We start from the raw sequence: 25,646 nt of genomic DNA on the forward strand, positions 1-25,646 counted from the left end.
CCCCATTCACCGCACCGCGCCTCATCACCAAATTCAACGCAAGGAGACTTCCATGAACGTTCTCAAACTCGCCGACCTGGATGTGAAGGGCAAGCGCGTCTTCATCCGCGCCGACCTCAACGTGCCCCAGGACGAGACCGGCCGCATCACCGACGACACCCGCATCCGCGCCTCCGTGCCGGCCATCCAGATGGCCCTGGAAAAGGGCGCCGCAGTCATGGTCACCTCCCACCTGGGCCGTCCCACCGAAGGCGAGATGAAGCCCGAGGACAGCCTGGCCCCCATCGCCCACCGCCTGGCCGAGCTGCTGGGCCGCAAGGTGCCGGTGATCGACAACTGGGTGGACGGCGGCTTCGAGGTGAAGCCCGGCGACGTGGTGCTGCTGGAAAACTGCCGCGTGAACAAGGGCGAGAAGAAGAACAGCGACGAACTGGCGCAAAAGCTGGCCAAGCTGTGCGACGTCTATGTGAACGACGCATTCGGCACCGCCCACCGGGCCGAAGCCACCACCCACGGCATCGCCAAGTACGCCCCCGTGGCCTGTGCCGGCCCCCTCCTAGGCGCCGAGCTGGACGCCCTGGGCCGCGCCCTGGAAAACCCCAAGCGCCCCCTGGTGGCCATCGTCGCCGGTTCCAAGGTCTCCACCAAGCTGACCATCCTCAAGTCCCTGGCCGGCAAGGTGGACCAACTCATCGTCGGCGGCGGCATCGCCAACACCTTCATGGTGGCCGACGACCTGCCCATCGGCGAATCCCTGGCCGAGCTGGACCTGGTGGAAGAAGCCCGCAACATCATGGACATGATGGACGAGCGGGGCGCCTCCGTACCCGTGCCCGAAGACGTGGTGGTGGCCAACGAACTGTCCGTCCATGCCCGCGCCAACCGGGTGGACGCCAACGACGTGCAGCCCGACGACATGATCCTGGACATCGGCCCCAAGACCTCCGCCAAGCTGGCCGGCATCATCGCCCACGCCGGCACCATCGTCTGGAACGGCCCGGTCGGCGTCTTCGAATTCGACCAGTTCGGCGGCGGCACCAAGATGCTGGCGGCCGCCATCGCCCACTCCCCGGCCTTCTCCATCGCCGGCGGCGGCGACACCCTGGCGGCCATCGCCAAGTATGGCATCGAGAAGCAGATCGACTACATCTCCACCGGCGGCGGCGCCTTCCTGGAATTCCTCGAAGGCAAGAAGCTGCCCGCCGTGGAAGTGCTGGAGCAGCGCGCCAAGGGCTGATCCAGCCGCCTGGCATGCGCCATGGAAAGGCGGCCTGCGGGCCGCCTTTTTACATTTACATTTTGCAACGTTTTCCCCGGCCGGGGCCGGGGGTGGCGATGGAGTAGAATTGCCCGCTGCCCAATTGCCGCCACCCTTTCGCCCGCCGCCGCACCACGCCGGCGACAGGCCGGTACCACGAGACTCCGCCATGCCCCACCGCAAACACCGCTACGCCGTCATCGCCCTTGCCGCCGCCGGAATCGTCGGCCTGGGCTGGGTCGCCTACAACGCCAACCGGGCCCCCGGCGGCCCCCAGGCCCCGGCTGCAGTCGGGGCCCAGGCCGGCGGCGCCGGCGCTCCGGCAGCGCCTCTGCCGGTGGAAGCGGCGCTGGCGGCGCCCCAGCGCATTACCGACGAGGCGGCGGCGGTGGGCACCCTGCGCTCCAACGAATCCGTGGTGCTGCGGCCGGAAACGGCGGGACGCATCGCCAGCATCGGCTTCAAGGATGGCGTGCCGGTGACCAGGGGCACGGTGCTGGTGGCCCTGGACGCAGCCACCCAGGAGGCGGAGCTGCAACAGGCCAAGGCCAACCACGCCCTGGCCGTGACCAATTTCAAGCGCACCGAGGAACTGCTGGCGAAGAAGTTCATCAGCCAGCAATCCCTGGACACCACCGCCGCCAACCTCAAGGTGCAGGAGGCCACCGTCGCCCTGGCCGAGGCCAAGCTGGCCAAGACCCGCATCCGGGCGCCCTTTGCCGGCGTCGTCGGGATCCGCGAGGTGAGCGTCGGCGACTACGTCAAGGAAGGGGCGGACCTCATCAACCTGGAGGACATCCGCACCCTGAAGCTGGATTTCCGCCTGCCCGAGCTGTACCTGAGCCGCCTGCAAAAGGGCCAGACCGTGGAAGTGAGCGTGGACGCCCTGCCCAACCAGGCCTTCAAGGCGGTGCTGGACGCGGTGGACCCCCTGGTGGATGCCAACGGCCGCGCCATTTCCCTGCGCGCCCGCCTGGACAACCCGGACCTCAAGCTGCGTCCCGGCATGTTCGCCCGGGTGCGCCTGCTCTTCGGCAACCGGGACGGGGTGCTGATGATCCCCGAGCAGGCCATCGTCTCCGGCGGCGGCAAGCAGACCGTGTTCCGCATCGAGGAGGGCAAGGCGAAGAAGGTGGAAGTGAAGACCGGCCTGCGCCGCAACGCCCAGGTGGAAATCCTCTCCGGCCTGGCGGCGGGGGACCGCATCATCACCGCCGGCCAGCTCAAGGTGCAGGACGGCAGCCCGGTGAAGGCCGTCGATACTGCCCCCCAGCCGGCCCAGGAGGCAGAAGGGACGGGCATCTCCAAGCCCCCTGCCGCCACCGCCGCGCCCCAGGCCGCCCCCGGGCCGGCCAAGCAGGGATAAGCCGCCATGCTGCTTTCCGACATCTGCATCCGCCGCCCGGTGTTCGCCACCGTGCTCTCCCTGGCGGTGATGCTCATCGGCCTGGTCTCCTACCAGCGCCTCTCGGTGCGCGAATACCCGAAGATCGACGAACCGGTGATGACCGTCACCACCACCTACCGGGGCGCCTCGGCGGAAATCGTCGAATCCCAGATATCCAAGCCCCTGGAGGATTCCCTGGCCGGCATCGAGGGGGTGGATGTACTGACCTCCATCTCGCGCCAGGAAAGCAGCCAGATTTCCGTGCGCTTCCGCCTGGAGCGCAATCCGGATTCCGCCGCTTCGGACGTGCGCGACCGGGTCTCCCGGGTGCGCAACCGACTCCCCGACGACATCGACGAGCCGGTCATCGCCAAGGTGGAGGCCGACGCCAGCCCGGTCATCTGGCTCGCCTTCTCCTCCGAGAAGCATTCGCCCCTGGTGGTCACCGACATCGCCAACCGGGTGGTCAAGCCGCGCCTGCAGACCCTGCCCGGGGCCGCCGACGTGCGGGTCTTCGGCGAGCGCAAGTTCGCCATGCGCATCTGGCTCGACAAGGACCGCCTGGCGGCCCACCAGATCACCGCCCAGGAGGTTGAGGACGCCCTGCGTACCCAGAACGTGGAAGTGCCCGCCGGCCGCATCGAGAGCCGCCAGCGGGAATTCGCCGTGCTGGCCCAAACCGACCTGAAGGAACCGGAACAGTTCGCCGCCATCGTGGTGAAGACGGTGAACGGCTACCCGGTGCGCATCCGGGACCTGGGCCGGGTGGAGATCGGCGCCGCCGCCGAGCGCACCAACGTCCGCTTCGGCGGCAAGCCGGCGGTGAGCCTGGGCCTGATCAAGCAGTCCACCGCCAATCCCCTGGACCTGTCCCGGGCCCTGCGGGCCGAGCTGCCGAAGATCGCCGCCGAGCTGCCCGACGGGCTGAAGGTGGAAATCGCCTACGACTCCTCGGTCTTCATCGACCGCTCCATCGAATCGGTGTTCTCCACCATCGGCGAAGCGGTGATCCTGGTGCTGCTGATCATTTTCTTCTTCCTGCGCAACCTGCGCGCCACCCTCATTCCCCTGGTCACCATCCCGGTGTCCCTGATCGGCGCCTTCGCCCTCATGTTCGTCCTCGGCTTCACCATCAACACCCTGACCCTGCTGGCCCTGGTGCTGGCCATCGGCCTGGTGGTGGACGACGCCATCGTGGTCCTGGAAAACATCTACCGCCACATCGAGGAAGGCATGCCGCCAATCCAGGCCTCCCTCCAGGGGGCCAAGGAAATCGGCTTCGCCGTGGTGGCCATGACCATCACCCTGGCCGCCGTCTATGCCCCGGTGGCCTTCATGACCGGCCGCATCGGCAAGCTCTTCATCGAATTCGCCCTGACCCTGGCCGGCGCCGTGCTGGTCTCCGGCTTCGTCGCCCTGACCCTGTCGCCCATGATGTGCTCGGTGCTGCTGCGGCACGAGGAAAAGCACGGCAAGGCCTTCGTCGCCATCGAGAACTTCCTCAACTGGCTCAACGCCGGCTACCGCCGCATCCTCGGCGCCGCCCTCGACCGGCGCTGGATCGTCCTGGTGGGATTCGCCGCAGTGGCCCTGGCCTGCGTCGGCATGCTCAAGCTGCTCAAGTCCGAGCTTTCCCCCATCGAGGACCGGGGCGTCATCTTCGGCATCTTCAACGGCCCCGAGGGCGCCACCCTGGAATACACGGACAAGTACGCCCGCCAGATCGAGAAGATCTACGCCGGCATTCCCGACGCCGCCAACTACTTCGTCGTCTCCGGCAATCCCATCGTCTCCCAGGGCTCCGCCATCCTGCGCCTGAAGGACTGGAAGGAGCGCCAGCACAGCTCGCCGGAAATCGCCAAGCAGCTGCTGCCCCGCTTCCGGGACATCCCCGGCGTCATGGCCTTCCCGGTGACGCCGCCCTCCCTCGGCCAGAGCGCCCGGGAGCGGCCGATCAACTTCGTCATCGTCAGTTCCGCCTCCTACCAGGAGCTGCAGGCCACCACCACCAGGTTCCTGGCGGCAATGGCCAAGAGCCCCCTGTTCCTCAATGTGGACACGGACCTCAAGCTCAACCTGCCCCAGCTCTCCGTGGCGGTGAACCGGGACAAGGCGGCGGACCTGGGGGTGCCCGTGGAAACCGTTGGCCGCACCCTGGAGACCATGCTCGGCGGCCGCCAGGTGACCCGCTTCAAGCGGGACGGCGAGCAGTACGACGTGATCGTCCAGGTCAGCGACGCCGACCGCGCCAATCCCCGGGACATCAGCGACATCTACGTGCGCGGCAAGAGCGGCGAGATGATCCCCCTGGCCAACCTGGTGCAGGTGGACGAGACCATCAGCCCCCGGGAGCTGAACCACTTCGGCCAGCGCCGCGCCGTCACCATCACCGCCAACCTGGCCCCCGGCTCCACCCTGGGCGAGGGCCTGGCGGCCATGGAAGGAATCGCCGGAGAGGTGCTGCCGGCCGGCCACGCCGTCGATTACAACGGCCAGTCGCGGGAGTTCAAGACCTCCACCGCCTCCCTGGCCCTCACCTTCATCCTCGCCCTGGCCTTCATCTACCTGGTGCTGGCGGCCCAGTTCGAAAGCTTCCGCGATCCCTTCATCATCATGCTGACGGTGCCCCTGTCCATGGCCGGCGCCCTGCTGGCCCTGCTCCTCAGCGGCGGTACCCTCAACGTGTACAGCCAGATCGGCCTGGTCACCCTGGTGGGCCTGATCACCAAGCACGGCATCCTCATCGTCGAATTCGCCAACCAGCTGCAGGAGCAGGGGCGCAACGTCAGGGAGGCGGTGATCGAGGCGGCGGAACTGCGCCTGCGCCCCATCCTCATGACCACCGGCGCCATGGTGCTGGGCGCCATCCCCCTGGCCCTGGCCCGGGGCGCCGGCGCCGAATCCCGCTCCCAGATCGGCTGGGTCATCGTCGGCGGCCTGCTCCTGGGCACCTTCTTCACCCTCTTCGTGGTGCCCACGGTCTATACCCTGATGGCCCGGCGCAAGGGCATGGACCGGGTGGCGGCGGAACAGGCCCGCCACGGCCTGCCCACCTGAGCCGCCCCCGGCCCCGGACGGCCCCGGGCCGTCACCCTGAAAAAGCCGCTGCCCAGCGGCTTTTTTTTCGCCTCAGGAATGCCGACTGGATCAAGAATGGCGACAAAATCCCTGGGGACGGACATGCCATTGAGTTAGCATAAATCCCGCTTTGCCAATGACTTGGCGCCACCTGCCTTCGCCACCGGACCCGCCCATGAGCCTCAAGCACAAAATCTGGCTGCTCACATCCGCCATCATCCTGGGCATCATGGCGGCCGACTTCGCCGTCGGCTACCGCAGCATCGAGGCCGGCATCCGGGACGAGCTGACCCGGGACGCCCAGAACATCCGCGGCATGCTGATGGCCACGCGCCGGGTGTACCACCAGCAGTTCATGGCCAGCGGCCTGCCCATCAACGCCGACACCGTGGGCTTCCTGCCGGCCCACGCCCTCTCCCGCATCTCCGCCGACTTCAAGGAATGGAGCGACAGCGGCCTCTTTTTCAACAACGTCTCCGACCGGCCGCGCAATCCGCAGAACCAGGCCGACGCCGACGAGATGGCGGCCATTGCCTGGTTCCGCGCCAACCCCAAGGCCCCCGACCGGCTGGTGGAAATCCGGGGCCAGGACAACCGCAGCTTCTACCACTACACCGCCCCCATCTGGGTCGAGGCCTACTGCCTGGCCTGCCACGGCGAGCGCAGCCAGGCCCCCGGCTCCATCGGCAACGACTACGACCAGGCCTACGGCTACCAGGTGGGCGACCTGCGCGGCGTCATGAGCATCAAGCTGCCGACGGAGCAGCTGCGCCAGCGGGAATACGGCGCCTGGCTGCACAACTTCCTCATCCGCCTGGGCGGCTACCTGATCCTGCTGCTGACCCTGGGCAGCTACCTCAACCGGGCCTTCGTCGGTCGCCTGGCCCGGCTGCAGCGCAGCGTCGGCGACATGGCCGCCGGCAACTACGACACCCGCAGCGACGATGCCGGCGGGGACGAAATCGGCGCCCTGGCCCAGGACTTCAACCGCATGGGCGAGGAAATCCGCCTCCGCACCGAAGCCCTGCAGCAGAGCGAGGCCCGCTTCCGCCGCCTGTTCCAGGAAGCCCCGGTGGGCCTGGCCTACGTGGACCAGGCCGGCACCATCGTGGACCGCAACCGGCGCTGCTTGCAGATGTTCGGCTACTCCGTCGAGGAAATGCCGAGCCTGGAACAGTGGTGGCTGCGGGCCTACCCGGACCCGGACTACCGGGCCCAGGTCATGGCTGACTGGCAGCAGGCGTTGGCCGCTGCCGCCAACCACGACGGCGACATTGCGCCCATCGAGTGCAACATCACGGTGCGCAGCGGCGAGGAGCGCATCGTCCTCGTTTCCGGCATTTCCCTGGGCGACGACTTCCTCGCCTGCTTCTACGACGTCACCGAGAGCCGCCAGGCCGAACGCATCGCCCGGCAGTACGAAGCCATCGTCCGTTCCTCGGACGACGCCATCCTCAGCAAGACCCTGGACGGCATCGTCACCAGCTGGAACCGGGGGGCCGAGGAGCTGTTCGGCTACAGCGCCGCCGAAATGGTGGGCCGCTCCGCCCTGCACCTGTTCCCGCCGGAGTGCCTGGCGGAGGAACGGGACATCCTGGAACGCCTGCGCCGCGGCGAGACGGTGAAGCACTTCGACACCCGCCGCATCCGCAAGGACGGCCGCATCGTCGACGTCTCGGTCACCATCTCCCCCCTCCTGGACGGCGAGGGCCGGGTTCTGGGCATCTCCAAGATCGCCCGGGACATCACCGCGCGCAAGGCCGCCGAGGCCGAGCTGCAGCGGCACCGCCAGCGCCTGGAGGAGCTGGTGCAGGAGCGCACCCGCCAGCTGGAGGAGCTGAAGGATGCGGCGGAATCGGCCAACGTGGCCAAGAGCGCCTTCCTGGCCAATATGAGCCACGAGATCCGCACCCCCCTCAACGCCATGACCGGCCTCACCCACCTGATCCGCCGGGCCGGCCTCAAGCCCCAGCAGGCCGAGCACATGGACAAGCTGGAGGCGGCCGCCCAGCACCTGCTGGGGGTGATCAACGCCATCCTCGACCTGTCCAAGATCGAAGCCGGCAAGTTCGCCCTGGAGGAGGCGCCCGTCCGCGTCGAAAGCCTGCTCGGCAACGTCGCCTCCTTCCTGCAGGAGCGGGTCCAGGCCAAGGGCCTGGTGCTGCGCACCGAAGCCCAGCCCCTGCCGCCCCACCTGCTGGGGGACCCCACCCGGCTGCAGCAGGCCCTGCTCAACTATGCCGGCAATGCCCTCAAATTCACCGAACAGGGCAGCATCACCCTGCGGGTGCACACCCTGGAAGAAGGCGAGACGGACGCCCTGCTGCGCTTCGAGGTGCAGGACACGGGCATCGGCATCCCGCCCGAGGCCATGCACAAGCTCTTCTCCGCCTTCGAGCAGGCCGACAACAGCACCACCCGCCGCTACGGCGGCACCGGCCTGGGCCTGGCCATCACCCGCAAGCTGGCCCAGCTCATGGGCGGTGAGGCCGGTGCCAGCAGCGAGCCGGGCCGGGGCAGCATCTTCTGGTTCACCGCCCGCCTGAAAAAGGGCAAGGAGCGCTACGGCAACGGCGCCCCCCTGGCCGGCGGCAACGCCGAACAGCGGCTGCGCCAGGAGTTCGCCGGCCGCACGGTGCTGCTGGCCGAGGACGAGCCGATCAATCAGGAAATCACCAAGTTCATGCTGGAGGACGTGGGCCTGCGGGTGGAACTGGCGCCGGACGGCAAGGTGGCGGTGGAACGGGCCCGCGGCAACGACTACGCCCTGATCCTGATGGACATGCAGATGCCCCTCATGGACGGCCTCGACGCCACCCGGGAAATCCGCCAGCTGCAACGCCACCGCCAGACCCCGATCCTGGCCATGACCGCCAATGCCTTCGCCGAGGACAAGGCCCGCTGCCTGGGAGCCGGCATGAACGACTTCATCGCCAAGCCGGTGAACCCGGACGTGCTCTACGCCACCCTGCTGCAATGGCTGCTGCAGGACCGCTAGGCGCGGCGCCGGGGCAAACAAAAAGCCGCCTTCCGGCGGCTTTTTCATGGCGCTGCCGGACTAGGCCGGCGGCTTACGACGCGGCGGGCGCCTGCGGCCTGCAAGGTCACGCCCCCGCAGGGCTGCGGCAAAGGCGCTGCGGGCCCAGGGCAGGAGGGCATGGGGCGCATCCAGGGCCTCGTCCGGGGCCCGGTAGTAGCTCAAGGCAGTAAGCTTGCCCTGGCGCGGATAGGTGAAGGGCGGCAGGTCGAGGGCGGTGAATTCGCCCCGGTTGAGGTCGTCCGCCTTCAGCCACAGCTGGTCGTCGATGACGATGGCGAACATGAGGCCGTCGAGAAAGAGGCCGACGCCGCTGAACATGCGCTTGCCCACCACCGGCCCCAGGGGCGCCAGGCTTTCCAGGAGGTAATCCACGTACTCCCGGCTGGCGGCCATCTCAGACCTTCTGCTGTTCCAGGAAGCGGGCCACCCGGGCTTCCACCCGGGCAATCAGGTCCGGCGCCAGGCAGTCGAACACTTCCGCCGTGGGGTCGGAGCGCAGCCAGGTGATCTGGCGCTTGGCCAGCTGGCGGGTGGCGAAGATGCCCCGGTCCAGCAGCTCGGCGGCGGGGGCCTCGCCCTCCAGCACCTCCCAGGCCTGGCGGTAGCCGACGCAGCGCATGGAAGGCAGGCCGGCGTTGAGGCGGTACTTGGCGCGCAGGGCCTGCATCTCATCCATGAAACCCTGGGCCAGCATCTGGGCGAAACGCTCGGCGATGCGCTGGTGCAGCACCGCCCGGTCGGAGGGGGCCAGGGCCAGGGGCAGCAGGTTCCAGGGCAGGGGTTCCCGCTGCTGTTCGGCCAGCAGCTCGGACATGGGCCGGCCCGTGAGCTGGCAGATTTCCAGGGCGCGGGAGACCCGCTGGGAATCGGTGGGGTGCAGGCGGGCAGCGGTGACCGGGTCCAGCTGCGCCAGTTCGGCGTGCAGGGCCGGCCAGCCGTAGACCGCCGCCTTCGCTTCCAGTTCGGCACGCAGGGCCGGGTCGGCTTGCGGCAGGTCGGAGAGTCCCTCCCGCAGGGCCTTGTAATAGAGCATGGTGCCGCCCACCAGCAGGGGCACCTTGCCTCGGGCGGTGGCCTCGGCCATGGCGGCCAGGGCTTCGTCGCGGAAGCGGGCGGCGGAGTAGGCCTCCTCCGGCGAGATCACATCCACCAGCCGGTGCGGGTAGCGGGCCAGGGTGGCCCGGTCCGGCTTGGCGGTGCCGATGTCCATGTCGCGGAAGACCAGGGCCGAATCGACGCTGATGAGTTCCACCGGGAAGCGGTCGAACAGGTGCAGGGCCGCCGCGGTCTTGCCGCTGGCGGTGGGGCCCATGAGCAGGATAGCGGGGGGATGGGCGCTCATGCCGCCATCCCGACGATTCCTGCCCGGTGCCCGGGACGGGACCTGAAGCCGTAAGCCGAGGGAGCCATCACTGCCCCCGCAGGAAGAGCTTGTCCAGGTCCGCCAGGGACAGCTCGGTCCAGGTGGGGCGGCCGTGGTTGCACTGGTCGGCCCGTTCGGTCTCTTCCATCTGGCGCAAGAGGGCGTTCATTTCCGGCACGGTGAGCAGGCGCCGGGCGCGCACGGCACCGTGGCAGGCCAGGGTAGCCAGAAGTTCGTTGCGCCGGGCGGTGGAGACCTGGGAAGCCCCATGCTCCATCAGCTCGGCCAGCAGGCTGCGGGCCAGGTTCACCGGATCGCCACCTGCCAACAGCTGGGGCACGGAGCGCAGGGCCAGTTCGTTGGGGCCCAGGGGCGCCAGTTCGAAGCCCAGTTCGGCCATGGTGGCGCCGTGCTCCTCCACCGCCGCCACCTCGTGGGCGCTGGCGGAGAACACCGCCGGAATGAGCAGGGCCTGGGTCGGCACCGCCTTGCTGTCGTAGGCGGTCTTCAGCTTTTCGTAGAGGATGCGCTCGTGGGCGGCGTGCATGTCCACCAGGATCAGGCCGCGGGCATTCTGGGCCAGCACGTAGATGCCGTGCAGCTGGGCCAGGGCGTAGCCCAGGGGCGGCGCCTCCTGGCCGGGAGCATCGGCGGCCGGCGCCGGGGCGAAACTGGCGCCACCGGGGAAGGCGCTGGCAGGGCCCGACCCCTGCCGGGCCGCTGCCGCGAAAGCCAGGTAGGACGAGGCAGACGGCTCGGCCACCCCCAAGGTGCCCTGGCGGGGCGGGTTCCAGGCCGGCACCGCCGGGGAGCGCTGCCCATAGCCGCTGTCGGCATGGACAGGGCCGGACGCCGCGCCGGCATTGCCCCCCAGGGAGGCCAGTCCGGGGGAAGCGGTCTGCACTTCCCGGCTCGGATCGCTGATGACCTGGGACAGGGCTTTATGCACGGCGTGATAGACGAACTGGTGCACCGCCCGACCGTCGCGGAAGCGCACTTCGGTCTTGGCCGGGTGCACATTCACATCCACCGCCGCCGGGTCGATCTCGATGAACAGGGCGTAGCCCGGGTGGCGGCTGCCGTGCAGCATGTCCTGGTAGGCCTCGCGCAGGGCGTGGGCCAGCAGCTTGTCGCGCACGAAGCGGCCGTTCACGAAGACGTACTGGGCATCCCGCCCGGGGCGGGACCAGGCGGGCTGGGCGGCGTAGCCGACAATCGACAGCCCGTTGATGGCAGCCTCGACGCGACGGCATTCGGCGAGGAAATCCTGGCCCAGGATGGCGCCGACCCGGCCGGCCAGATCAGCTTTCGGCAAAGACAGGCTGACCCGGCCGTTATGGGCCAGGGAGAAGGCCACGTCCGCATGGGCCAGGGCCACCCGCTTCACCGCATCGGCGCAGTGGGCGAATTCGGTGCCTTCGGACTTGAGGAATTTGCGGCGGGCCGGGGTGTTGTAATAGAGGTCCCGCATTTCCACCACGGTGCCGGCGGCCAGGGCGGCCGGTTCCGCCTCGCCGCTGCCGTGGGCCGCCAGCTTCCAGGCATGGCCGGCGCCGGCGGCGCGGCTGGTGAGGGTGAGGCGGGCCACCGCCGCCACCGAGGCCAGGGCCTCGCCGCGGAAGCCCAGAGTGGCCACCCGTTCCAGGTCTTCCAGGCTGGCGATCTTGCTGGTGGCGTGGCGGGTCAGGGCCAGGGGCAGCTCTTCCTGGGGAATGCCGCAGCCGTCGTCGCTGACCCGGATCAGCTTCACCCCGCCCTCTTCCAGCTGGATCTGGATGGCCTGGCTGCCCGCGTCCAGGGCGTTTTCCAGCACTTCCTTGAGGACCGAGGCGGGCCGTTCCACCACCTCGCCGGCGGCGATCTGGCTGATGAGAAGGTCGGGCAGGAGGCGGATGGGCATGGCGGCAACAGGGTCGGGGACAAACGGCGAGGGGGCATTATAGCCCCTGCCGAAGTCGGCTCCGGGCGCGGCGTTGCGGCCGCCATGCGGGGCTACCGCCGGTAGCGGAAGTCGCTATAATCGACCCACACCTGTCATACAACGGCGCCATACCCCATGCCCGTATCGCCTGAGTCTGCACTGCCCCTGCGCGTCCTCTTCGTCGACGACTCCGAACTGGATGTGGAGCTGGCCGCCCGTGCCCTGCGCCAGAGCGGCCACCGCATCGAGTGGACACGGGTGGAGACCGGCGCCGCCATGGAGGAGCAACTGGCCCAGGGCGGCTGGGACGTGGTCATCTGCGACCACAACATGCCCGAGTTCGACTCGGTCTCGGCCCTGGCCCTGCTGCAGTCCCGGGGGGGCGACCTGCCCTTCGTCATCGTCTCCGGCATGATCCCCGACGACATCGCCATCGAGGCCATGCGCCGCGGCGCCCGGGACTTCGTCAGCAAGGACAACCTGAGCCGCCTGGCTCCGGTGGTGGAGCGGGAGATCCGGGAGGCCGGCAACCGGGCCGCCCTGCGCCAGGCCCAGGCCAGCCTGGAACACCTGCTGCGCTTCGACCCCCTGACCGGCATCGCCAACGTGGATTTCCTGCTGGAACACCTGGAACACCGCAGCGCCCCCGAACAGGCCCCCTTCCTCCTGCTGCTGGTGGACATCAACCGCTTCCGCAAGATCATGCACGGCATGGGCATGGTCCTGGCCAACCGGGTGCTGCGGGCCGTGGCCCGGCGTCTCTCGGCCCTCATCGGCGAGGACGACTTCGTCGCCCGGGCCTCCTCCGACCGCTTCGCCCTGGTGCTCTCCGGCATCGCCGACCCGGCCGGGGCCGAGGCCTGGTTCGAGCGCCTGCGGGAAGCCTTCGCCGCCGGCTTTTCCATCCAGGGCCAGGACCTGTACCTGACCTGCAGCATCGGCGCCGCCCTCCACCCCCGCTCCGCCGACAAGGAGAACGAAGGCCTGGACCTCATGCAGCACGCCGAAGCGGCCCTGGAAACGGCCAAGCGGGCCGGCCCCGGCCAGGCCCGCCTCTTCCACGAGCGCATGGCCCAGCCGGAAAAGGGCCGCCTGGTGCTGGAAGCGGCCCTCTACCACGCCCTGGTCAATCACGAATTCGTGCTGCACTACCAGCCCCAGGTGGATCTGGCCACGGGCCGCATCACCGGGGTCGAGGCCCTGCTGCGCTGGCAGAGCCCGGAACGGGGCCTGGTCTCGCCCCTGGAATTCATTCCCCTGCTGGAGGAAACGGGCCTCATCGTCCCCGTCGGCGAATGGGTGCTGGGGGAAGCCTGCCGCCAGAGCGTCAAATGGGCCCAGGCCGGCCACCACAACCTGCGGGTGGCGGTGAACCTCTCAGCCCTGCAGTTCCAGCAGCCGCGCCTGGCCGAATCGGTGGCCATGGTGATCCAGCGCTCCGGCGCCGATCCGCGCAACATCGAGCTGGAGATCACCGAAAACATCGCCATGAACCAGGAGGAGGAAGTCCTGGACACCCTGCAGCAGCTGCGGGACATCGGCGTCTCCCTGGCCATCGACGACTTCGGCACCGGCTACTCCTCCCTTTCCTATCTGCAGCAGTTCCCGGTGAACCGGCTGAAGATCGACCAGTCCTTCGTCCGCGGCCCGGCCGCCGGCAGCGACCTCTCCATTGCCCGGGCCATCGTCGCCATGGGCACCAGCCTGGGCCTGGAGGTCATCGCCGAGGGCGTGGAAACCGCCGACCAGCGCAGCCGCCTGCAAGAGTGCGGCTGCAGCGAGGGCCAGGGCTACCACTTCGCCCGCCCGGCCCTGCCCGAAGACCTGGCGCCGGCCCTGGCCCAGTGGCGCTGAAGCGGTCATGGCGCTGCCTTCGCTTCTTGCACTCCCCGGCCGGCTGCGGCGCCTCCTTTCCCTTTTTCCCTTCCGCTTCTCCTTCCTGCTGCTGATCCTGGGCCTGCTGTCGAGCCCCCTGGCCCGGGCCCAGAATTATTCCCCCGAGCAGCGCCAGTGGCTGGCCCAGCACCCGGAAATTCGGGTCGGCGCCACGGAAATGCCCAACCTGCTGATGCGGGACTTCCGCAGCGGCAGCTACTCGGGCCTCTCGGTGGACATGCTGAAGCTCTACGAGCAGCGCCTCGGCGTGCGCTTCCAGATGGTCTATTACGGCAGCCTGGAAGACATGCACGACGGCATCCGCAACCGGGAGGTGGACCTGCTCTTCGCCGCCGTGCACACCCCGGGCCGGGAAACCTACCTGAGCTTCCCCAAGCCCTACGCCGAGCTGGAAACCAAGATCATCGTGCGCCAGGAGACCCTGGGCACCGGCCCCCTCACCCTGGACCAGCTGGAAGGACGCAAGGTGGCGGTGCTGGCCGGCAGCGCCCTGGAGGACCGCCTGCGGCGGGAGTATCCCGGGCTGCACCTGGCCCCCAGCCGGGACGAGCTGTCGGCCCTGACCAAGCTGGCCTTCAGCGAGGTGGATGCGGCGGTCACCGACCTGGGCCGGGTCACCTACTACGTGCAGAAGGAAGGCCTGGTCAATCTGGCCGTAGGCGGCAACACCGGCATCAACTACGCCTTCACCTTCGGCGTGCGCGGCGACTGGCCCGAGCTGACCGCCCTCATGGACCAGACCGCCGCCGCCATTCCGGCCCAGGAAAAAGAACAGGTGCTGCAGCGCTGGCTGCGGGTGGGCAACACCGGCCCCTGGAACAACCCCAATTTCTGGTGGGTGGCGGGCGGCCTGCTGGCCCTCGTCGCCGCGGCCCTGGGGGTGATCCTCTTCTGGAACCGGACCCTGCGCCAGGAAGTGGCGACCCGCACCGCCCAGCTGGACGCCCAGATGGCCGAACTGCTGGAGGTGGACCGGGACCTGCGGGAGAGCGAGGCCCGCTTCCGCGACCTGGCCGAGCTGTCCTATGACTGGTACTGGGAGCAGGACGAGAACTGCCGCTTCACCATGATGTCCGGCGGCGCCTTCCAGAAGGGCCGCCTGCCCCTGGAGCAGTACCTGGGCAAGACCCGCTGGGAACTGCCCCTGCTCGGCGTCACCCCGGAGCAGATGACCGCCCACCGGGCCCAGCAGGAAGCCCACCTGCCGTTCCGGGACTTCACCTACCAGATCATCGCCGGCGACGGCGAAATCCACTGGTACGTCAGCAACGGCCGCCCGGTCTTCGACGAGCGGGGCCAGTTCCGCGGCTACCGCGGCACCGGCCAGGACATCACCGCCCGCATGCGCACCCAGCAGGCCCTCATCGACAGCGAACAGCGCATCCGGGGCCTGCTCGACAGCACCTTCTCCTTCGTCGGCCTGATGGACCCCCAGGGCACCCTGCTGGAGGCCAACCGCACCTCCCTGGAATTCGCCGGCGCCGCCAAGGAAGAGGTGGTGGGCCGCCCCTTCTGGGACACCCCCTGGTGGGACCGGGACAGCGACAGCCGGGAAACCCTGCGCCAGGCCGTGGCCCGGGCGCGCCAGGGCGAGACGGTGCGCTTCGCCGCCAGCCACCGCACCGCCCAGGGCATCCTGCACTGGATCGACGTCAGCATCACCCCGGTGCGGGACGAGCACGGCCGCGTCATCTACCTCATTCCCGAAGGCCGGGACGTGACCGAGATGCGCCGCACCCAGGAAGCCCTGCGGGCCCTGGTGGAAAACACCGCCACGGTCTACGGCGAAGCCTTCCTCGATTCCCTGGTGCAGCACGTGGCCACCCTCTTCGACGTGGCCTACGCCTTCGTCGGCGAAGTGGACCCGGACGGCTGCCACATCCGCACCCTCTCCAGCTGGACCCACGGCGCCCCCTCCACCAATTTCGCCTACGCCCTGGATGGCACACCCTGCCAGGTCATGCTCGGCTCCGGCCCGACCCTCTTCCCCCGGGGCATCACCGAGCTGTTCCCGGACAACCGGGCCCTGAAGGAAATGAAGGCGGAAAGCTACATGGGCGCCCCCATCACCGGCAACGGCGGCAAGATCCTGGGCCTGCTGGTGGTGATCGACGACAAGCCCCTGCCCGAGGCCAGCGGCTACCTGCCCATCATCAGCCTGTTCGCCCTGCGGGCCGGCATGGAAATGGAGCGCATGGCCCAGGAGCGGGCCATGCGCAGCCTCAACCAGGAACTGGAACGGCGGGTGGCCGAACGCACCGACCAGCTGGCGGTGGCCAACAAGGAGCTGGAAGCCTTCTCCTACTCCGTCTCCCACGACCTGCGGGCGCCCCTGCGCCACGTCTCCGGCTTCGTCAGCCTGCTCGAGGCCGATGCGGACAACCGGCTGTCGGAAGCCAGCCGCCGCTATCTCAACATCATCACCGAGGCCGCCAACCGCATGGGCGACCTCATCGACGGCCTGCTGGCCTTCTCCCGCATCGGCCGGGCCGAAGTGCACAAGACCCCGGTGGACCTCAACAAGCTGCTCCAGGAAGTGATCGACGACCTGGCCCAGGAGCCCCGCGCCCCGGCGATGGATTGGGCCATCGGCAGCCTGCCCCAGGTGCTGGCGGACCGCACCCTGATCCGCCAGGTGCTGGCCAATCTGGTGGGCAATGCCCTCAAGTACTCGCGCAAGCGGGAGCGGGCCCAGATCCACATCGCCGCCGAGAGCGGGGAGCACGAGGGGCGGCCCGAGTGGGTGATCCGCATCGCCGACAACGGCGTCGGCTTCAACATGAAATACGTGGGCAAGCTGTTCGGCGTCTTCCAGCGCCTGCACGGCGCCGCCGATTTCGAGGGCACCGGCATCGGCCTGGCCAACGTGCGCCGGGTGGTGGAGCGCCACGGCGGCCGCACCTGGGCCGAGGCCGAGCCCGACCGGGGCGCCACCTTCTACTTCAGCCTGCCCCGGGACGAATGATGCATAAAGACAATAAGGAGATTCCATGGAACTGAAGCGCATCCTCCTGGCGGAAGACGATCCCCGGGACGTGGAACTGGCCCTGGAAGGCCTGGGTGCCAGCCACCTGGCCAACGAGGTGGAGGTGGTGAACGACGGCGAGCAGGCCCTGGACTACCTCTACCGCCGCGGCCCCTTCGCCGACCGGCCGGCGGGCAATCCGGCCCTGATCCTGCTGGACCTGAAGATGCCCCTGGTGAGCGGCCTGGAAGTGCTGCGGGAGATCAAGCAGGACGAGGAGCTGCGCCACGTGCCGGTGGTCATGCTGACCTCCTCCCGGGAGGAGCGGGACCTGGACGAGGCCTACGACCTGGGCTGCAACGCCTACGTGGTGAAGCCGGTGAATTTCCGCGACTTCATCGACGCGGTGAAATCCCTGGGCCTGTTCTGGGCCGTGCTCAACGAGCCGCCGCCGGGCTGCGTGCACAAGTAGGCTAGAATCCGGGCCTGGCGGCCCCGCCCGGAGCCGCCCCATCTGCCCCCATACTCCCTGCCGCCCCATGGAATTTTTCGACGCAATCACCGGCCTCTTCCTGCAGTTCATCGACCTGGTCCTGCACCTGGACAAGCACCTGGCCGTCCTGGTCCAGCAATACGGCCCCTGGATCTACGCCATCCTCTTTTTCATCGTCTTCGCCGAAACCGGCTTCGTCGTCGTGCCCTTCCTTCCCGGCGACTCCCTGCTCTTCGTCGCCGGCGCCCTGGCCGCCATCGGCGACATGGTCCTGCTGCCCCTGATGCTCAGCCTGTCCCTCGCCGCCGTGCTCGGCAACAGCCTCAACTACGTCATCGGCCGCTGGTTCGGCCACCGCATCCTGGCCTGGAATTCCCGCCTGCTGAACCGGGCAGCCCTGGAAAAGACCCACGCCTTCTTCGAGGTGCACGGCGGCAAGACCCTGGTCATCTCCCGCTTCCTGCCCCTGCTGCGCACCTTCGCCCCCTTCGTCGCCGGCATGGGCGAGATGGGCTACGGCCGCTTCACCTTCTTCAACGTGGTCGGCGGCGTCTCCTGGGTGGTGTCCCTCAGCCTGGCCGGCTACTGGTTCGGCAACCTGCCCCTGATCAAGAACAACCTGTCGCTGGTGATCGTGCTCATCATCGCCGTGTCCCTGCTGCCGGCCATCATCGGCTACTGCAAGGCGCGCAAGGCCAGCACCGGCTGAACGGCACAACCACAGACAAAAACCAAGGGGGAGTCATGGGGAAGCAGGAACAAGACGGAGCGCGGGCCGGCCCCGCCCTGGCCGCAGCGGCGGCCCTGCTGCTGGCCCTGGCCCTGCCGGGCTGCACCACCCGCTCCAGCCACGACGGGCGCAGCGAATCCCGCTTCGACCCCCGGGCCATCGCCAAGACCGACATCGACCGGGTCATCGACGCCAGCCAGCGGGAAGTCAGCGCCGGCCTCAAACGCCTCACCGAAAAGCTGTACCGGCGCAATCCCCGGGAATGGAAGAAGGTCGGCCAGCCCTCCCTGGAAGCGGCCGTGGCCCGCATCTTCGACAACAACCAGTGGCCCGAGCTGGAAGGGCGCCGGGAGGCCCAGGCCATGCTGCTCGCCTTCCGCGAGGATTACCACGGCGACCGGGTGCTGGCCCTCATGGCCGGGGTCAACGGCATGGTCCAGGCGGCCTACGAGCACAAGACCGATTTTTACGTTCTTGACGGCCTCGACGCGCAAAAGCTCTACAATTGCGCCCGCAACCTGGAAATCGTCGCCTGGCGCCTGAACAACAACCGCAATGTGGAAGGCGAGCTGTACATCCTCTCCAACGAGCCGGACGCCGCCGTGCGCAACCTCTCCTTCGAGCGGGAAATCGGCCGCCTGGTCGGCCTCCTGGATTTCCTCTCGGTGGTGGTGGCCGACAAGAACGGCCGTACCGTCAACCGGGTCATGCAGAACCTGGCCACCGCAGTCTTCCTGCCGGTGGCCGCCCTCACACCGATCAAGTAGGACCGTCCCGGCAGCCCCTGCCGGGCCCCAGCAGACATGAAAAAAAGACTCGTCATCCTCATCTCCGGCCGCGGCAGCAATATGGAGGCCATCCTCCGAGCCGCCGCCGACCCTGCCTATCCGGGCCAGGTGGTGGCCGTGATCGCCAACCGGCCCGACGCCAAGGGCCTGGAAACCGCCAAGGCGGCCGGCATCGCCACCGCCGCCCTGGACCACAAGGCCTACCCCAGCCGGGAGGCCTTCGACGCAGCCCTGGCCGAGGCCATCGACGCCCATGCCCCGGACCTGGTGATCCTGGCCGGCTTCATGCGCATCCTCTCCGAAGGCTTCGTGCGCCATTACGAAGGCCGCCTGATCAACATCCATCCCTCCCTGCTGCCCGCCTTCCCCGGCCTCCACACCCACCAGCGGGCCTTGGAGGAAGGCTGCCGGGTGCACGGCTGCACCGTGCATTTCGTCACCCCGGCCCTGGACCACGGCCCCGCCATCGCCCAGGCAGTGGTGCCGGTGCTGGAAGGGGACGACGAGCACAGTCTGGCGGCCCGGGTCCTGGTGCAGGAACACCAGGTCTATCCCGCCGCCGTGGCCTGGTTCTGCCAGGGCCGCCTGCGCCTGGAACAGGGCCGGGTGCTGCTGGCCGACAACCCCATGGCCGCCGCCAGCGCCCTCATTTCCCCCCCGGCCCGGAGCTGATCCCTGAAGCGTTCCATCCCCGTCGCCCTGGCGCTGGCCCTGGCGACCTCCCTCTTCCTCCATCTCGGCGCCCTGGTGCTGCCGGAAGTCGAGCTGCCCGGGCTGGGCGAGGAACCACCCTCGCCGCCCCTGGAAGCCACCCTGACGCCCCAGCGGCGCCCCGAACCGCCCCCAGCCCCGAAACCCGCGCCGAAAGCCGTACCCAAGGCCCCCAGGTCCAGCAGGGCCGTCCCGCCTGGTCCTGCGACAGTGCCAGCCCCCCAGGCCCAGCCGGAGCCGGCGGCCGCCGCCCCGGTGCCGGAAGCCGCGCCAGTCGCCGCTCCCGAGCCAGCCCCGCCGGCGGCAGTGGAGCCCCGGCTGCCGCCCCGGGGCCGCATCCGCTTCGTCGTCATCAAGGGCGAGCAGAATTTCGAGGTGGGCCAGACCATCCACGAATGGCGCATCGCCGACGGCCGCTACCGGCTCACCGGCGTCACCGAAACCACCGGCCTAGCGGCCCTCTTCAAGTCGGTCCAGGTGGCCTACGAGAGCCGGGGTAAAATAGGCCCGGCCGGACTGCAGCCGGAAACCTTTGTCGCCCGCAAGAACGGCAGCGAGACCGGCGACCGGGCCGACTTCGACTGGGATGCCGGCAGCGTCGTCCAGGGCAAGGAGCAGCGACGCCAGACCCTGCCCCCCGGCGCCCAGGATTTCATCAGCTTCTACTACGCCTTCGGCTACCTGCCCCAGGTGGGCGCCACGGTGGATCTGCCGGTGAGCACCGGGCGCAAGCTGGACACGATCCGCTTCACCCGGGTCGGCGAGGAAGTGCTGGAACTGGCCTTCGGCAGCGTGCCGACCGTGCACCTGCGGGCCAGCGGCGACACCACCACCGAAGTGTGGCTGGCCACAGACCGCCTGCTGCTGCCGGTGAAGATCCGCCACATCGACAAGAAGGGCGAACGTTTCGACCAGATCGCCACCGAACTCCAGGCCGGCAGCGAATAGACGCCGCCCGCCGGGGCTCCGGCCCCACCGATTTTCCGCGCCCTCCGGGGCCAACGTTTTTTTGAAGACCGCCATGACCCACGCACCCGCTCCCGCCCTGTTCCAGCACGCCATCGCCGCCCTCACCGAGGTGCTGCGCCTGAACCACCCGGCGGACGCGGCCCTCTCCCGCTACTTCCGCGAGCACAAGCAGCTGGGCCACCGGGACCGGGGCTTCGTGGCCGAGGCCGTGTTCGCCATCCTGCGCCACAAGCGCAGCCTGGAAGCCCTGGTGCTGCCCCAGGTGAACGCCCGCCGCCTGCTGCTGGCCCACCTGGCCTGCCACCAGGGCCTGGACGCCAAGGCCCTGGAAGCCCTGCTGCGCCACGGCGAAGCCGAGCTGGTGGAACACCTGCAACAGCGCTGGGCCGCCATCGGCCGCGGCGAAGACCATTTCGACCCCAGCGGCCCCCTGGGCCTGAGCGCCCCGGCCATCGCCCTGGACCTGCCGGACTGGCTCTACCAGCGCCTGCTGGCCCAGTACGGCGCCGCGGAGACCCAGGCCCTGGTGGCCGCCCTCAACCGGCCGGCGCCCCTGGACCTGCGGGTCAACAGTCTGAAGGGCGAACGCAACGCCGTCGCCGCCCAGCTGGCCAAGGACGGCATCGCCGCCAGCCCCACCCCCTATTCGCCCCTGGGCCTGCGCCTGGCCGGCAAGCCCGCCCTTTCCCGCCATCCCCTGTTCATGGACGGTGCGGTGGAAGTGCAGGACGAGGGCAGCCAGCTGCTGGGCCTGCTGCTGGCGCCCAAGCGGGGCGAGATGGTGGCCGACTTCTGCGCCGGCGCCGGCGGCAAGACCCTGCTGCTGGGCGCCCTGATGCGCTCCACCGGCCGCCTCTACGCCTTCGACGTGTCGGAGAAGCGCCTCAACAACCTGAAGCCGCGCCTGGCCCGTTCCGGCCTGTCCAACGTGCACCCGGTGCGCATCGAGAGTGAGAACGACGCCCGCATCAAGCGCCTGGCCGGCAAGCTGGACCGGGTCCTGGTGGATGCGCCCTGCTCGGGCCTGGGCACCCTGCGCCGCAATCCGGACCTGAAGTGGCGCCAGGACGAAAAGTCCGTCGCCGAGCTGAACGCCAAGCAGACCGCCATCCTCAATTCCGCCGCCCGCCTGGTGAAGGCCGGCGGCCGCCTGGTGTACGCCACCTGCAGCCTGCTGCAGGAAGAGAACGGCGCCGTCGCCGACGCCTTCCTCGCCGCCCACCCGGACTTCGTCGCCGTGCCGGTGGCCGACATCCTGGCCGCCCAGGGCATTGAGCTGCCGGGGCTGGAGGCCATGCCCGCCGGCCGTCTGGCCCTGCTGCCCCACCGCCACGACAGCGACGCCTTCTTCGCCGCCGTCTTCGAACGTCAAGCCAAGTAAGCCTGCGCCATGGAAACCCTGCCCCAGCTATTCACCGACCTGTGGGACGACCTACAGAATCCCCGCATTTTCTGGCAGATGGCCGTGCTCCTCGGCTGCATCGGCATCGCCTTCTTCGCCTCGCGTCAGGTGCGCAACCGCATCCAGACGACGCCGGAGCGCTGGCACGCGGGCCGCAGCGGGGTCAAGCGCCTGCTCTTCCCCCTGCTGGCGGCGGGCCTGGTGGTGCTGGCCCGGGCCCTGCTCAAGCCCCACATGCACGTCAATCTGCTGTCCCTGGCCGTACCCCTGATGCTGTCCCTGGCCGGCATCCGGCTGATGGTCTACATCCTGCGCCAGGCCTTCGCCCCCTCGGGCTGGCTGGCGGCTTCCGAGCGGGTCATCGCCACCCTGGTGTGGCTGGCCGCAGCCCTGCACATCACCGGCCTGGACCTGCCGGTGATCGATGCCATGGAGCAGGTGCAGTTCGCCGTGGGCAAACAGCGCCTCGACCTGTGGATGATCCTGCACGGCCTGGTCACCACTTTCGTCACCGTGCTGGGCGCCCTGTGGCTGGCCGGCCTGGCGGAAGCCCGGCTGATGGGAGCGCAGAAGCTGGATTCCAACGTGCGGGCGGTGCTGGCCCGCATCATCAAGGCCCTGCTGACCCTGGTGGCGGTGCTCATCAGCCTGTCCCTGGTGGGCATCGACATCACCACCCTCTCGGTCTTCGGCGGCGCCCTCGGCGTCGGCCTCGGTTTCGGCCTGCAGAAGATCGCCAGCAACTACATCTCCGGCTTCATCATCCTGCTCGACCGCTCCATCCGCCTGGGCGACTTCATCGCCATCGACGCCGCCACCAGCGGCGTGGTGACCCAGATCACCACCCGCTACACGGTGCTGCGGGGCCTGGCCGGCACCGAATACCTGATCCCCAACGAGCAGTTCGTCGCCAACGTGGTGCAGAACCAGTCCTACACGGACACCCAGGTATTCCTCAAGACCGCCGTCCAGGTCGGCTACAACAGCGATGTGGAGCGGGCCATGGCGGTGCTGGTGGAGGCGGCCGCAGCCCATCCCCGGGTGCTGCAGGAGCGGCCGCCCCGGGCCTACCTGACCGGCTTTGCCGACAGCGGCATCAACCTGGAGGTGGGCTTCTGGATCGAAGACCCGGAGGAAGGTTCCGGCGCCCTGCGCTCGGATATCAACCTGGAGATCTGGAAGCGCTTCAAGGCCGAAGGCATCGAAATCCCCTTCCCCCAGCGGGAGGTGCGCATGCTCGGCGAGGCCCCTACGGCAGCGGCCGAGAGTGCCACCAGGTTATAAGAAAAGACCGAAATATTCCGTTTTGGCGGGGGAAACTCCGCCGCTGCGGTTGTTATACTCCGGGCCAAATCTGGACTGCCTTCGTCTAGCCAAGGAGATGCCATGCCCTTTGCGCGCCACCCGATGTCACGCCTTTCCCTGCTCGCCGTCCTGGCCGCCGGCCTGGGCAGCACCGCGGCCTTTGCCGCCGACCCCAACCTGGCCCGCAATCTGGCCGCCACCTGCGCCAACTGCCACGGCACCGACGGCCATGCCCAGCCCGGCGCCATGGACGTGCTGGCCGGCCAGGACAAGGGCGTGCTGCTGCAGAAGCTGAACGGCTTCCGCGACGGCAGCCGGCCGGCCACCATCATGCACCAGATCGCCAAGGGCTATACCCCGGAGCAGCTGGACCTGATCACCACCTATCTGGCAGCCCAGAAACGGGAGGGCAAGTAATGACCATGCAACGCCGGGATTTCCTCAAGGCCGCGGGCATCGTCTCCGCCGCTTCCGTCACTGCCTCCCTGACCGGCTGCGCCAGCACCCCGGTTCCCCGCAAGCAGGCTGCCGGCCACGTGGTGGTGGTGGGCGGCGGCTACGGCGGCGCCACGGTGGCCAAGTACCTGCGCAAGTGGAGCGAGGGCGGCGTCCGCGTCACCCTGGTGGAGCGTAACCCCACTTTCATCTCCTGCCCCATTTCCAACCTCATCCTCTCCGGCGACAAGACCCTGGACGACATCACCGTCTCCTACGACGGCCTGAAGAACCGCTGGGGCGTCAAGGTGATCCAGGACGAAGCCGTGGCGGTGGACCCGGTCAAGCGCACCCTGCGCCTGGCCCAGGGCGGCAGCCTCAGCTACGACCGCCTGGTGCTCTCCCCCGGCGTCGATTTCCTGTGGTCCCTGGTGCCGGCCCTGGACGCCAAGGAATCCCAGGAGAAAATCCTCCACGCCTGGAAGGCCGGCCCCCAGACCGTGGCCCTGCGCAAGCAGCTGGAATCCATGAAGGACGGCGGCGTCTTCGCCATCACCATTCCCAAGGCGCCCTACCGCTGCCCGCCCGGCCCCTATGAGCGGGCTTCGGTGGTGGCCAGCTACTTCAAGGCCCACAAGCCCAAGTCCAAGGTGCTGATCCTGGACGCCAACGAGGACGTGATCTCCAAGAAGGGCCTGTTCACCAAGGCCTGGAGCGAGCTGTACCCGAATATCGTCGAATACCGGCCCAACCACGAGCTGATCGACGTGGACGTGACCAACACCACCGCCCTTTTCGAATTCGACAAGGTGCGGGCCGACGTGCTCAACGTGGTGCCGCCCCAGCGGGCCGGCGCCATCGCCAGCGCCGCCGGGCTGAAGCTGGTGAACAACCGCTGGGTCGATGTGGACTGGCTGAGCCTGGAATCCACCAACACCCCGGGCATCCACGTCCTGGGCGACGCCATTTTCCCGGCGCCGACCATGCCCAAGTCCGGCCACATGGCCAACCAGCATGCCAAGGTCGCTGCCGCCGCCATCCTCAACCTGCTGGCCGGCGAGGCGCCCAACCCCAATCCGGTGGTGATGAACACCTGCTACAGCTTCCTCAGCTCCACGGAAGCCTGCCACGTGGCCTCCATCCACCAGTACGACGCCGAGAAAAAGACGGTGCTGCCGGTGCCCGGCTCCGGCGGCGTCTCCGCCGTGCGCAGCGTCGCCGAAGCCCAGTTCGCCCTGGGCTGGGCCAAGAACATCTGGGCCGACGCCCTGGCCTAGAACGAAAAAGCAGCACTGCCAGGAGGCAGGCAGGACGGCCATCTCCGCCATGGCATGGCCAACAGGCCCGTCCTGCCTGCCTCCCGGGCCTACCCCCTGCAGCCGAATAAAAAGGCCGCGCCTCCTTGCGGAAGCGCGGCCTTTTCTCATTGCACAGGGCGCCGAGCGCCGCCGGGATCAGCCCTTGCCGGTGCTGCCGAAACCGCCGGCACCCCGGTCGCTGGCGGCAAACTCGTCCACCAGGTTGAACTGCACCTGCAGCACCGGCACCACCACCAGCTGGGCGATGCGGTCCAGGGGATTGATGACGAAGGCTTCCTTGCCCCGGTTCCAGGTGGAGACCATGATTTCGCCCTGGTAGTCGGAGTCGATCAGGCCCACCAGGTTGCCGAGGACGATGCCGTGCTTGTGGCCCAGGCCGGAGCGGGGCAGGATCATGGCGGCCATGCCCGGGTCGTTGAGGTGGATGGCGATGCCGGTGGGAATCAGCTGGGTTTCGCCCGGATGCAGCTTCACCGGGGCCTCGATGCAGGCCCGCAGGTCCAGCCCGGCGGAACCGGGGGTGGCGTACTGGGGCGGGGTTTCGTGCAGGCGGGGGTCCAGCAGTTTGACGTCGACGGGATGCATT

19 protein-coding genes are annotated in these 25,646 nt (G+C 68.8%); 15 read left to right on the top strand and 4 right to left on the bottom strand.

The window, feature by feature from the left end; genetic code table 11:
* Nucleotides 1–52 precede the first annotated feature (52 nt).
* The 4 genes from ACLSSQ_RS14385 to ACLSSQ_RS14400 all read left to right on the top strand — a co-directional run bounded on the left by ACLSSQ_RS14385 (nucleotide 53) and on the right by ACLSSQ_RS14400 (nucleotide 8,721).
* The gene (locus tag ACLSSQ_RS14385; protein WP_416243075.1) at nucleotides 53–1,237 is read left to right on the top strand and encodes a phosphoglycerate kinase; all 1,185 of its coding nucleotides are present in this window, start codon (nucleotides 53–55) and stop codon (nucleotides 1,235–1,237) included.
* Nucleotides 1,238–1,427: 190 nt separating this feature from the next.
* Nucleotides 1,428–2,624, top strand: coding sequence for an efflux RND transporter periplasmic adaptor subunit (locus ACLSSQ_RS14390; protein WP_416243076.1), 1,197 nt, complete (start codon nucleotides 1,428–1,430; stop codon nucleotides 2,622–2,624).
* Between the two features lie 6 nt (nucleotides 2,625–2,630).
* A complete protein-coding gene (locus tag ACLSSQ_RS14395) occupies nucleotides 2,631–5,702 on the top strand; it encodes an efflux RND transporter permease subunit (protein ID WP_416243077.1) in 3,072 nt (1,023 codons plus the stop codon).
* Nucleotides 5,703–5,898: 196 nt separating this feature from the next.
* A complete protein-coding gene (locus tag ACLSSQ_RS14400) occupies nucleotides 5,899–8,721 on the top strand; it encodes a PAS domain S-box protein (protein ID WP_416243078.1) in 2,823 nt (940 codons plus the stop codon).
* Between the two features lie 60 nt (nucleotides 8,722–8,781).
* Here the strand turns inward: ACLSSQ_RS14400 and ACLSSQ_RS14405 are convergent, their stop codons facing one another.
* The 3 genes from ACLSSQ_RS14405 to mutL all read right to left on the bottom strand — a co-directional run bounded on the left by ACLSSQ_RS14405 (nucleotide 8,782) and on the right by mutL (nucleotide 12,026).
* Complete coding sequence (locus ACLSSQ_RS14405) at nucleotides 8,782–9,156, bottom strand: TfoX/Sxy family protein (RefSeq protein ID WP_014236641.1); 375 nt, start codon at nucleotides 9,154–9,156, stop codon at nucleotides 8,782–8,784.
* A gap of 1 nt (nucleotide 9,157) precedes the next feature.
* Entirely contained in the window at nucleotides 9,158–10,105 is a 948-nt protein-coding gene (gene miaA / locus ACLSSQ_RS14410) for a tRNA (adenosine(37)-N6)-dimethylallyltransferase MiaA (RefSeq protein WP_416243079.1), read from the bottom strand.
* Between the two features lie 67 nt (nucleotides 10,106–10,172).
* Entirely contained in the window at nucleotides 10,173–12,026 is a 1,854-nt protein-coding gene (mutL, locus tag ACLSSQ_RS14415; protein WP_416243080.1) for a DNA mismatch repair endonuclease MutL, read from the bottom strand.
* A 156-nt stretch (nucleotides 12,027–12,182) separates the two neighbouring features.
* Between mutL and ACLSSQ_RS14420 the strand changes: the two genes are divergently transcribed.
* The 11 genes from ACLSSQ_RS14420 to ACLSSQ_RS14470 all read left to right on the top strand — a co-directional run bounded on the left by ACLSSQ_RS14420 (nucleotide 12,183) and on the right by ACLSSQ_RS14470 (nucleotide 25,018).
* Nucleotides 12,183–13,901 carry a putative bifunctional diguanylate cyclase/phosphodiesterase gene (locus ACLSSQ_RS14420; protein WP_416243081.1) on the top strand — a complete coding sequence of 573 codons (1,719 nt, stop codon included), beginning with the start codon at nucleotides 12,183–12,185 and terminating at the stop codon, nucleotides 13,899–13,901.
* Nucleotides 13,902–13,908: 7 nt separating this feature from the next.
* Entirely contained in the window at nucleotides 13,909–16,908 is a 3,000-nt protein-coding gene (locus tag ACLSSQ_RS14425) for a PAS domain S-box protein (RefSeq protein WP_416243082.1), read from the top strand.
* 25 nt (nucleotides 16,909–16,933) lie between these two features.
* A complete protein-coding gene (locus tag ACLSSQ_RS14430; RefSeq protein WP_014236636.1) occupies nucleotides 16,934–17,380 on the top strand; it encodes a response regulator in 447 nt (148 codons plus the stop codon).
* A gap of 67 nt (nucleotides 17,381–17,447) precedes the next feature.
* The gene (locus ACLSSQ_RS14435; protein ID WP_416243083.1) at nucleotides 17,448–18,110 is read left to right on the top strand and encodes a DedA family protein; all 663 of its coding nucleotides are present in this window, start codon (nucleotides 17,448–17,450) and stop codon (nucleotides 18,108–18,110) included.
* Between the two features lie 35 nt (nucleotides 18,111–18,145).
* The gene (locus ACLSSQ_RS14440; RefSeq protein WP_416243084.1) at nucleotides 18,146–18,898 is read left to right on the top strand and encodes a hypothetical protein; all 753 of its coding nucleotides are present in this window, start codon (nucleotides 18,146–18,148) and stop codon (nucleotides 18,896–18,898) included.
* Nucleotides 18,899–18,934: 36 nt separating this feature from the next.
* Entirely contained in the window at nucleotides 18,935–19,591 is a 657-nt protein-coding gene (purN, locus tag ACLSSQ_RS14445; protein WP_014236633.1) for a phosphoribosylglycinamide formyltransferase, read from the top strand.
* Between the two features lie 249 nt (nucleotides 19,592–19,840).
* Nucleotides 19,841–20,578: a DUF3108 domain-containing protein gene (locus ACLSSQ_RS14450; protein WP_416243085.1), complete on the top strand. Its 738-nt coding sequence runs from the start codon at nucleotides 19,841–19,843 to the stop codon at nucleotides 20,576–20,578.
* A 73-nt stretch (nucleotides 20,579–20,651) separates the two neighbouring features.
* On the top strand, nucleotides 20,652–21,980 hold the full coding sequence (locus ACLSSQ_RS14455; RefSeq protein WP_416243086.1) for an RsmB/NOP family class I SAM-dependent RNA methyltransferase: 1,329 nt from the start codon (nucleotides 20,652–20,654) through the stop codon (nucleotides 21,978–21,980).
* 9 nt (nucleotides 21,981–21,989) lie between these two features.
* Complete coding sequence (locus ACLSSQ_RS14460; RefSeq protein WP_416243087.1) at nucleotides 21,990–23,285, top strand: mechanosensitive ion channel family protein; 1,296 nt, start codon at nucleotides 21,990–21,992, stop codon at nucleotides 23,283–23,285.
* A 102-nt stretch (nucleotides 23,286–23,387) separates the two neighbouring features.
* On the top strand, nucleotides 23,388–23,723 hold the full coding sequence (locus ACLSSQ_RS14465) for a c-type cytochrome (protein ID WP_416243088.1): 336 nt from the start codon (nucleotides 23,388–23,390) through the stop codon (nucleotides 23,721–23,723).
* Nucleotides 23,723–25,018, top strand: coding sequence for an FCSD flavin-binding domain-containing protein (locus ACLSSQ_RS14470; RefSeq protein WP_416243089.1), 1,296 nt, complete (start codon nucleotides 23,723–23,725; stop codon nucleotides 25,016–25,018). Before ACLSSQ_RS14465 ends, ACLSSQ_RS14470 begins: the two co-directional genes overlap by 1 nt.
* A 177-nt stretch (nucleotides 25,019–25,195) precedes the next feature.
* Here the strand turns inward: ACLSSQ_RS14470 and dut are convergent, their stop codons facing one another.
* Entirely contained in the window at nucleotides 25,196–25,645 is a 450-nt protein-coding gene (gene dut / locus ACLSSQ_RS14475) for a dUTP diphosphatase (RefSeq protein WP_130460089.1), read from the bottom strand.
* Nucleotide 25,646: the final 1 nt, after the last annotated feature.

The organism is Azospira sp. APE16 (genome assembly GCF_047901315.1).
In the GTDB taxonomy this organism is placed as follows: Bacteria; Pseudomonadota; Gammaproteobacteria; order Burkholderiales; family Rhodocyclaceae; genus Azospira; species Azospira oryzae.

Excerpts from the sequence above, each read along its gene's own strand:
- ACLSSQ_RS14390 (WP_416243076.1), top strand. The coding sequence starts at position 1,428 with ATGCCCCACCGCAAACACCGCTACGCCGTCATCGCCCTTGCCGCCGCC.
- ACLSSQ_RS14420 (WP_416243081.1), top strand. The coding sequence starts at position 12,183 with ATGCCCGTATCGCCTGAGTCTGCACTGCCCCTGCGCGTCCTCTTCGTC.
- dut (WP_130460089.1), bottom strand. The coding sequence starts at position 25,645 with ATGCATCCCGTCGACGTCAAACTGCTGGACCCCCGCCTGCACGAAACC.
- ACLSSQ_RS14465 (WP_416243088.1), top strand. The coding sequence starts at position 23,388 with ATGCCCTTTGCGCGCCACCCGATGTCACGCCTTTCCCTGCTCGCCGTC.
- purN (WP_014236633.1), top strand. The coding sequence starts at position 18,935 with ATGAAAAAAAGACTCGTCATCCTCATCTCCGGCCGCGGCAGCAATATG.
- ACLSSQ_RS14405 (WP_014236641.1), bottom strand. The coding sequence starts at position 9,156 with ATGGCCGCCAGCCGGGAGTACGTGGATTACCTCCTGGAAAGCCTGGCG.
- ACLSSQ_RS14385 (WP_416243075.1), top strand. The coding sequence starts at position 53 with ATGAACGTTCTCAAACTCGCCGACCTGGATGTGAAGGGCAAGCGCGTC.
- mutL (WP_416243080.1), bottom strand. The coding sequence starts at position 12,026 with ATGCCCATCCGCCTCCTGCCCGACCTTCTCATCAGCCAGATCGCCGCC.
- ACLSSQ_RS14455 (WP_416243086.1), top strand. The coding sequence starts at position 20,652 with ATGACCCACGCACCCGCTCCCGCCCTGTTCCAGCACGCCATCGCCGCC.
- ACLSSQ_RS14430 (WP_014236636.1), top strand. The coding sequence starts at position 16,934 with ATGGAACTGAAGCGCATCCTCCTGGCGGAAGACGATCCCCGGGACGTG.
- ACLSSQ_RS14470 (WP_416243089.1), top strand. The coding sequence starts at position 23,723 with ATGACCATGCAACGCCGGGATTTCCTCAAGGCCGCGGGCATCGTCTCC.
- miaA (WP_416243079.1), bottom strand. The coding sequence starts at position 10,105 with ATGAGCGCCCATCCCCCCGCTATCCTGCTCATGGGCCCCACCGCCAGC.
- ACLSSQ_RS14400 (WP_416243078.1), top strand. The coding sequence starts at position 5,899 with ATGAGCCTCAAGCACAAAATCTGGCTGCTCACATCCGCCATCATCCTG.
- ACLSSQ_RS14440 (WP_416243084.1), top strand. The coding sequence starts at position 18,146 with ATGGGGAAGCAGGAACAAGACGGAGCGCGGGCCGGCCCCGCCCTGGCC.
- ACLSSQ_RS14435 (WP_416243083.1), top strand. The coding sequence starts at position 17,448 with ATGGAATTTTTCGACGCAATCACCGGCCTCTTCCTGCAGTTCATCGAC.
- ACLSSQ_RS14425 (WP_416243082.1), top strand. The coding sequence starts at position 13,909 with ATGGCGCTGCCTTCGCTTCTTGCACTCCCCGGCCGGCTGCGGCGCCTC.
- ACLSSQ_RS14460 (WP_416243087.1), top strand. The coding sequence starts at position 21,990 with ATGGAAACCCTGCCCCAGCTATTCACCGACCTGTGGGACGACCTACAG.
- ACLSSQ_RS14395 (WP_416243077.1), top strand. The coding sequence starts at position 2,631 with ATGCTGCTTTCCGACATCTGCATCCGCCGCCCGGTGTTCGCCACCGTG.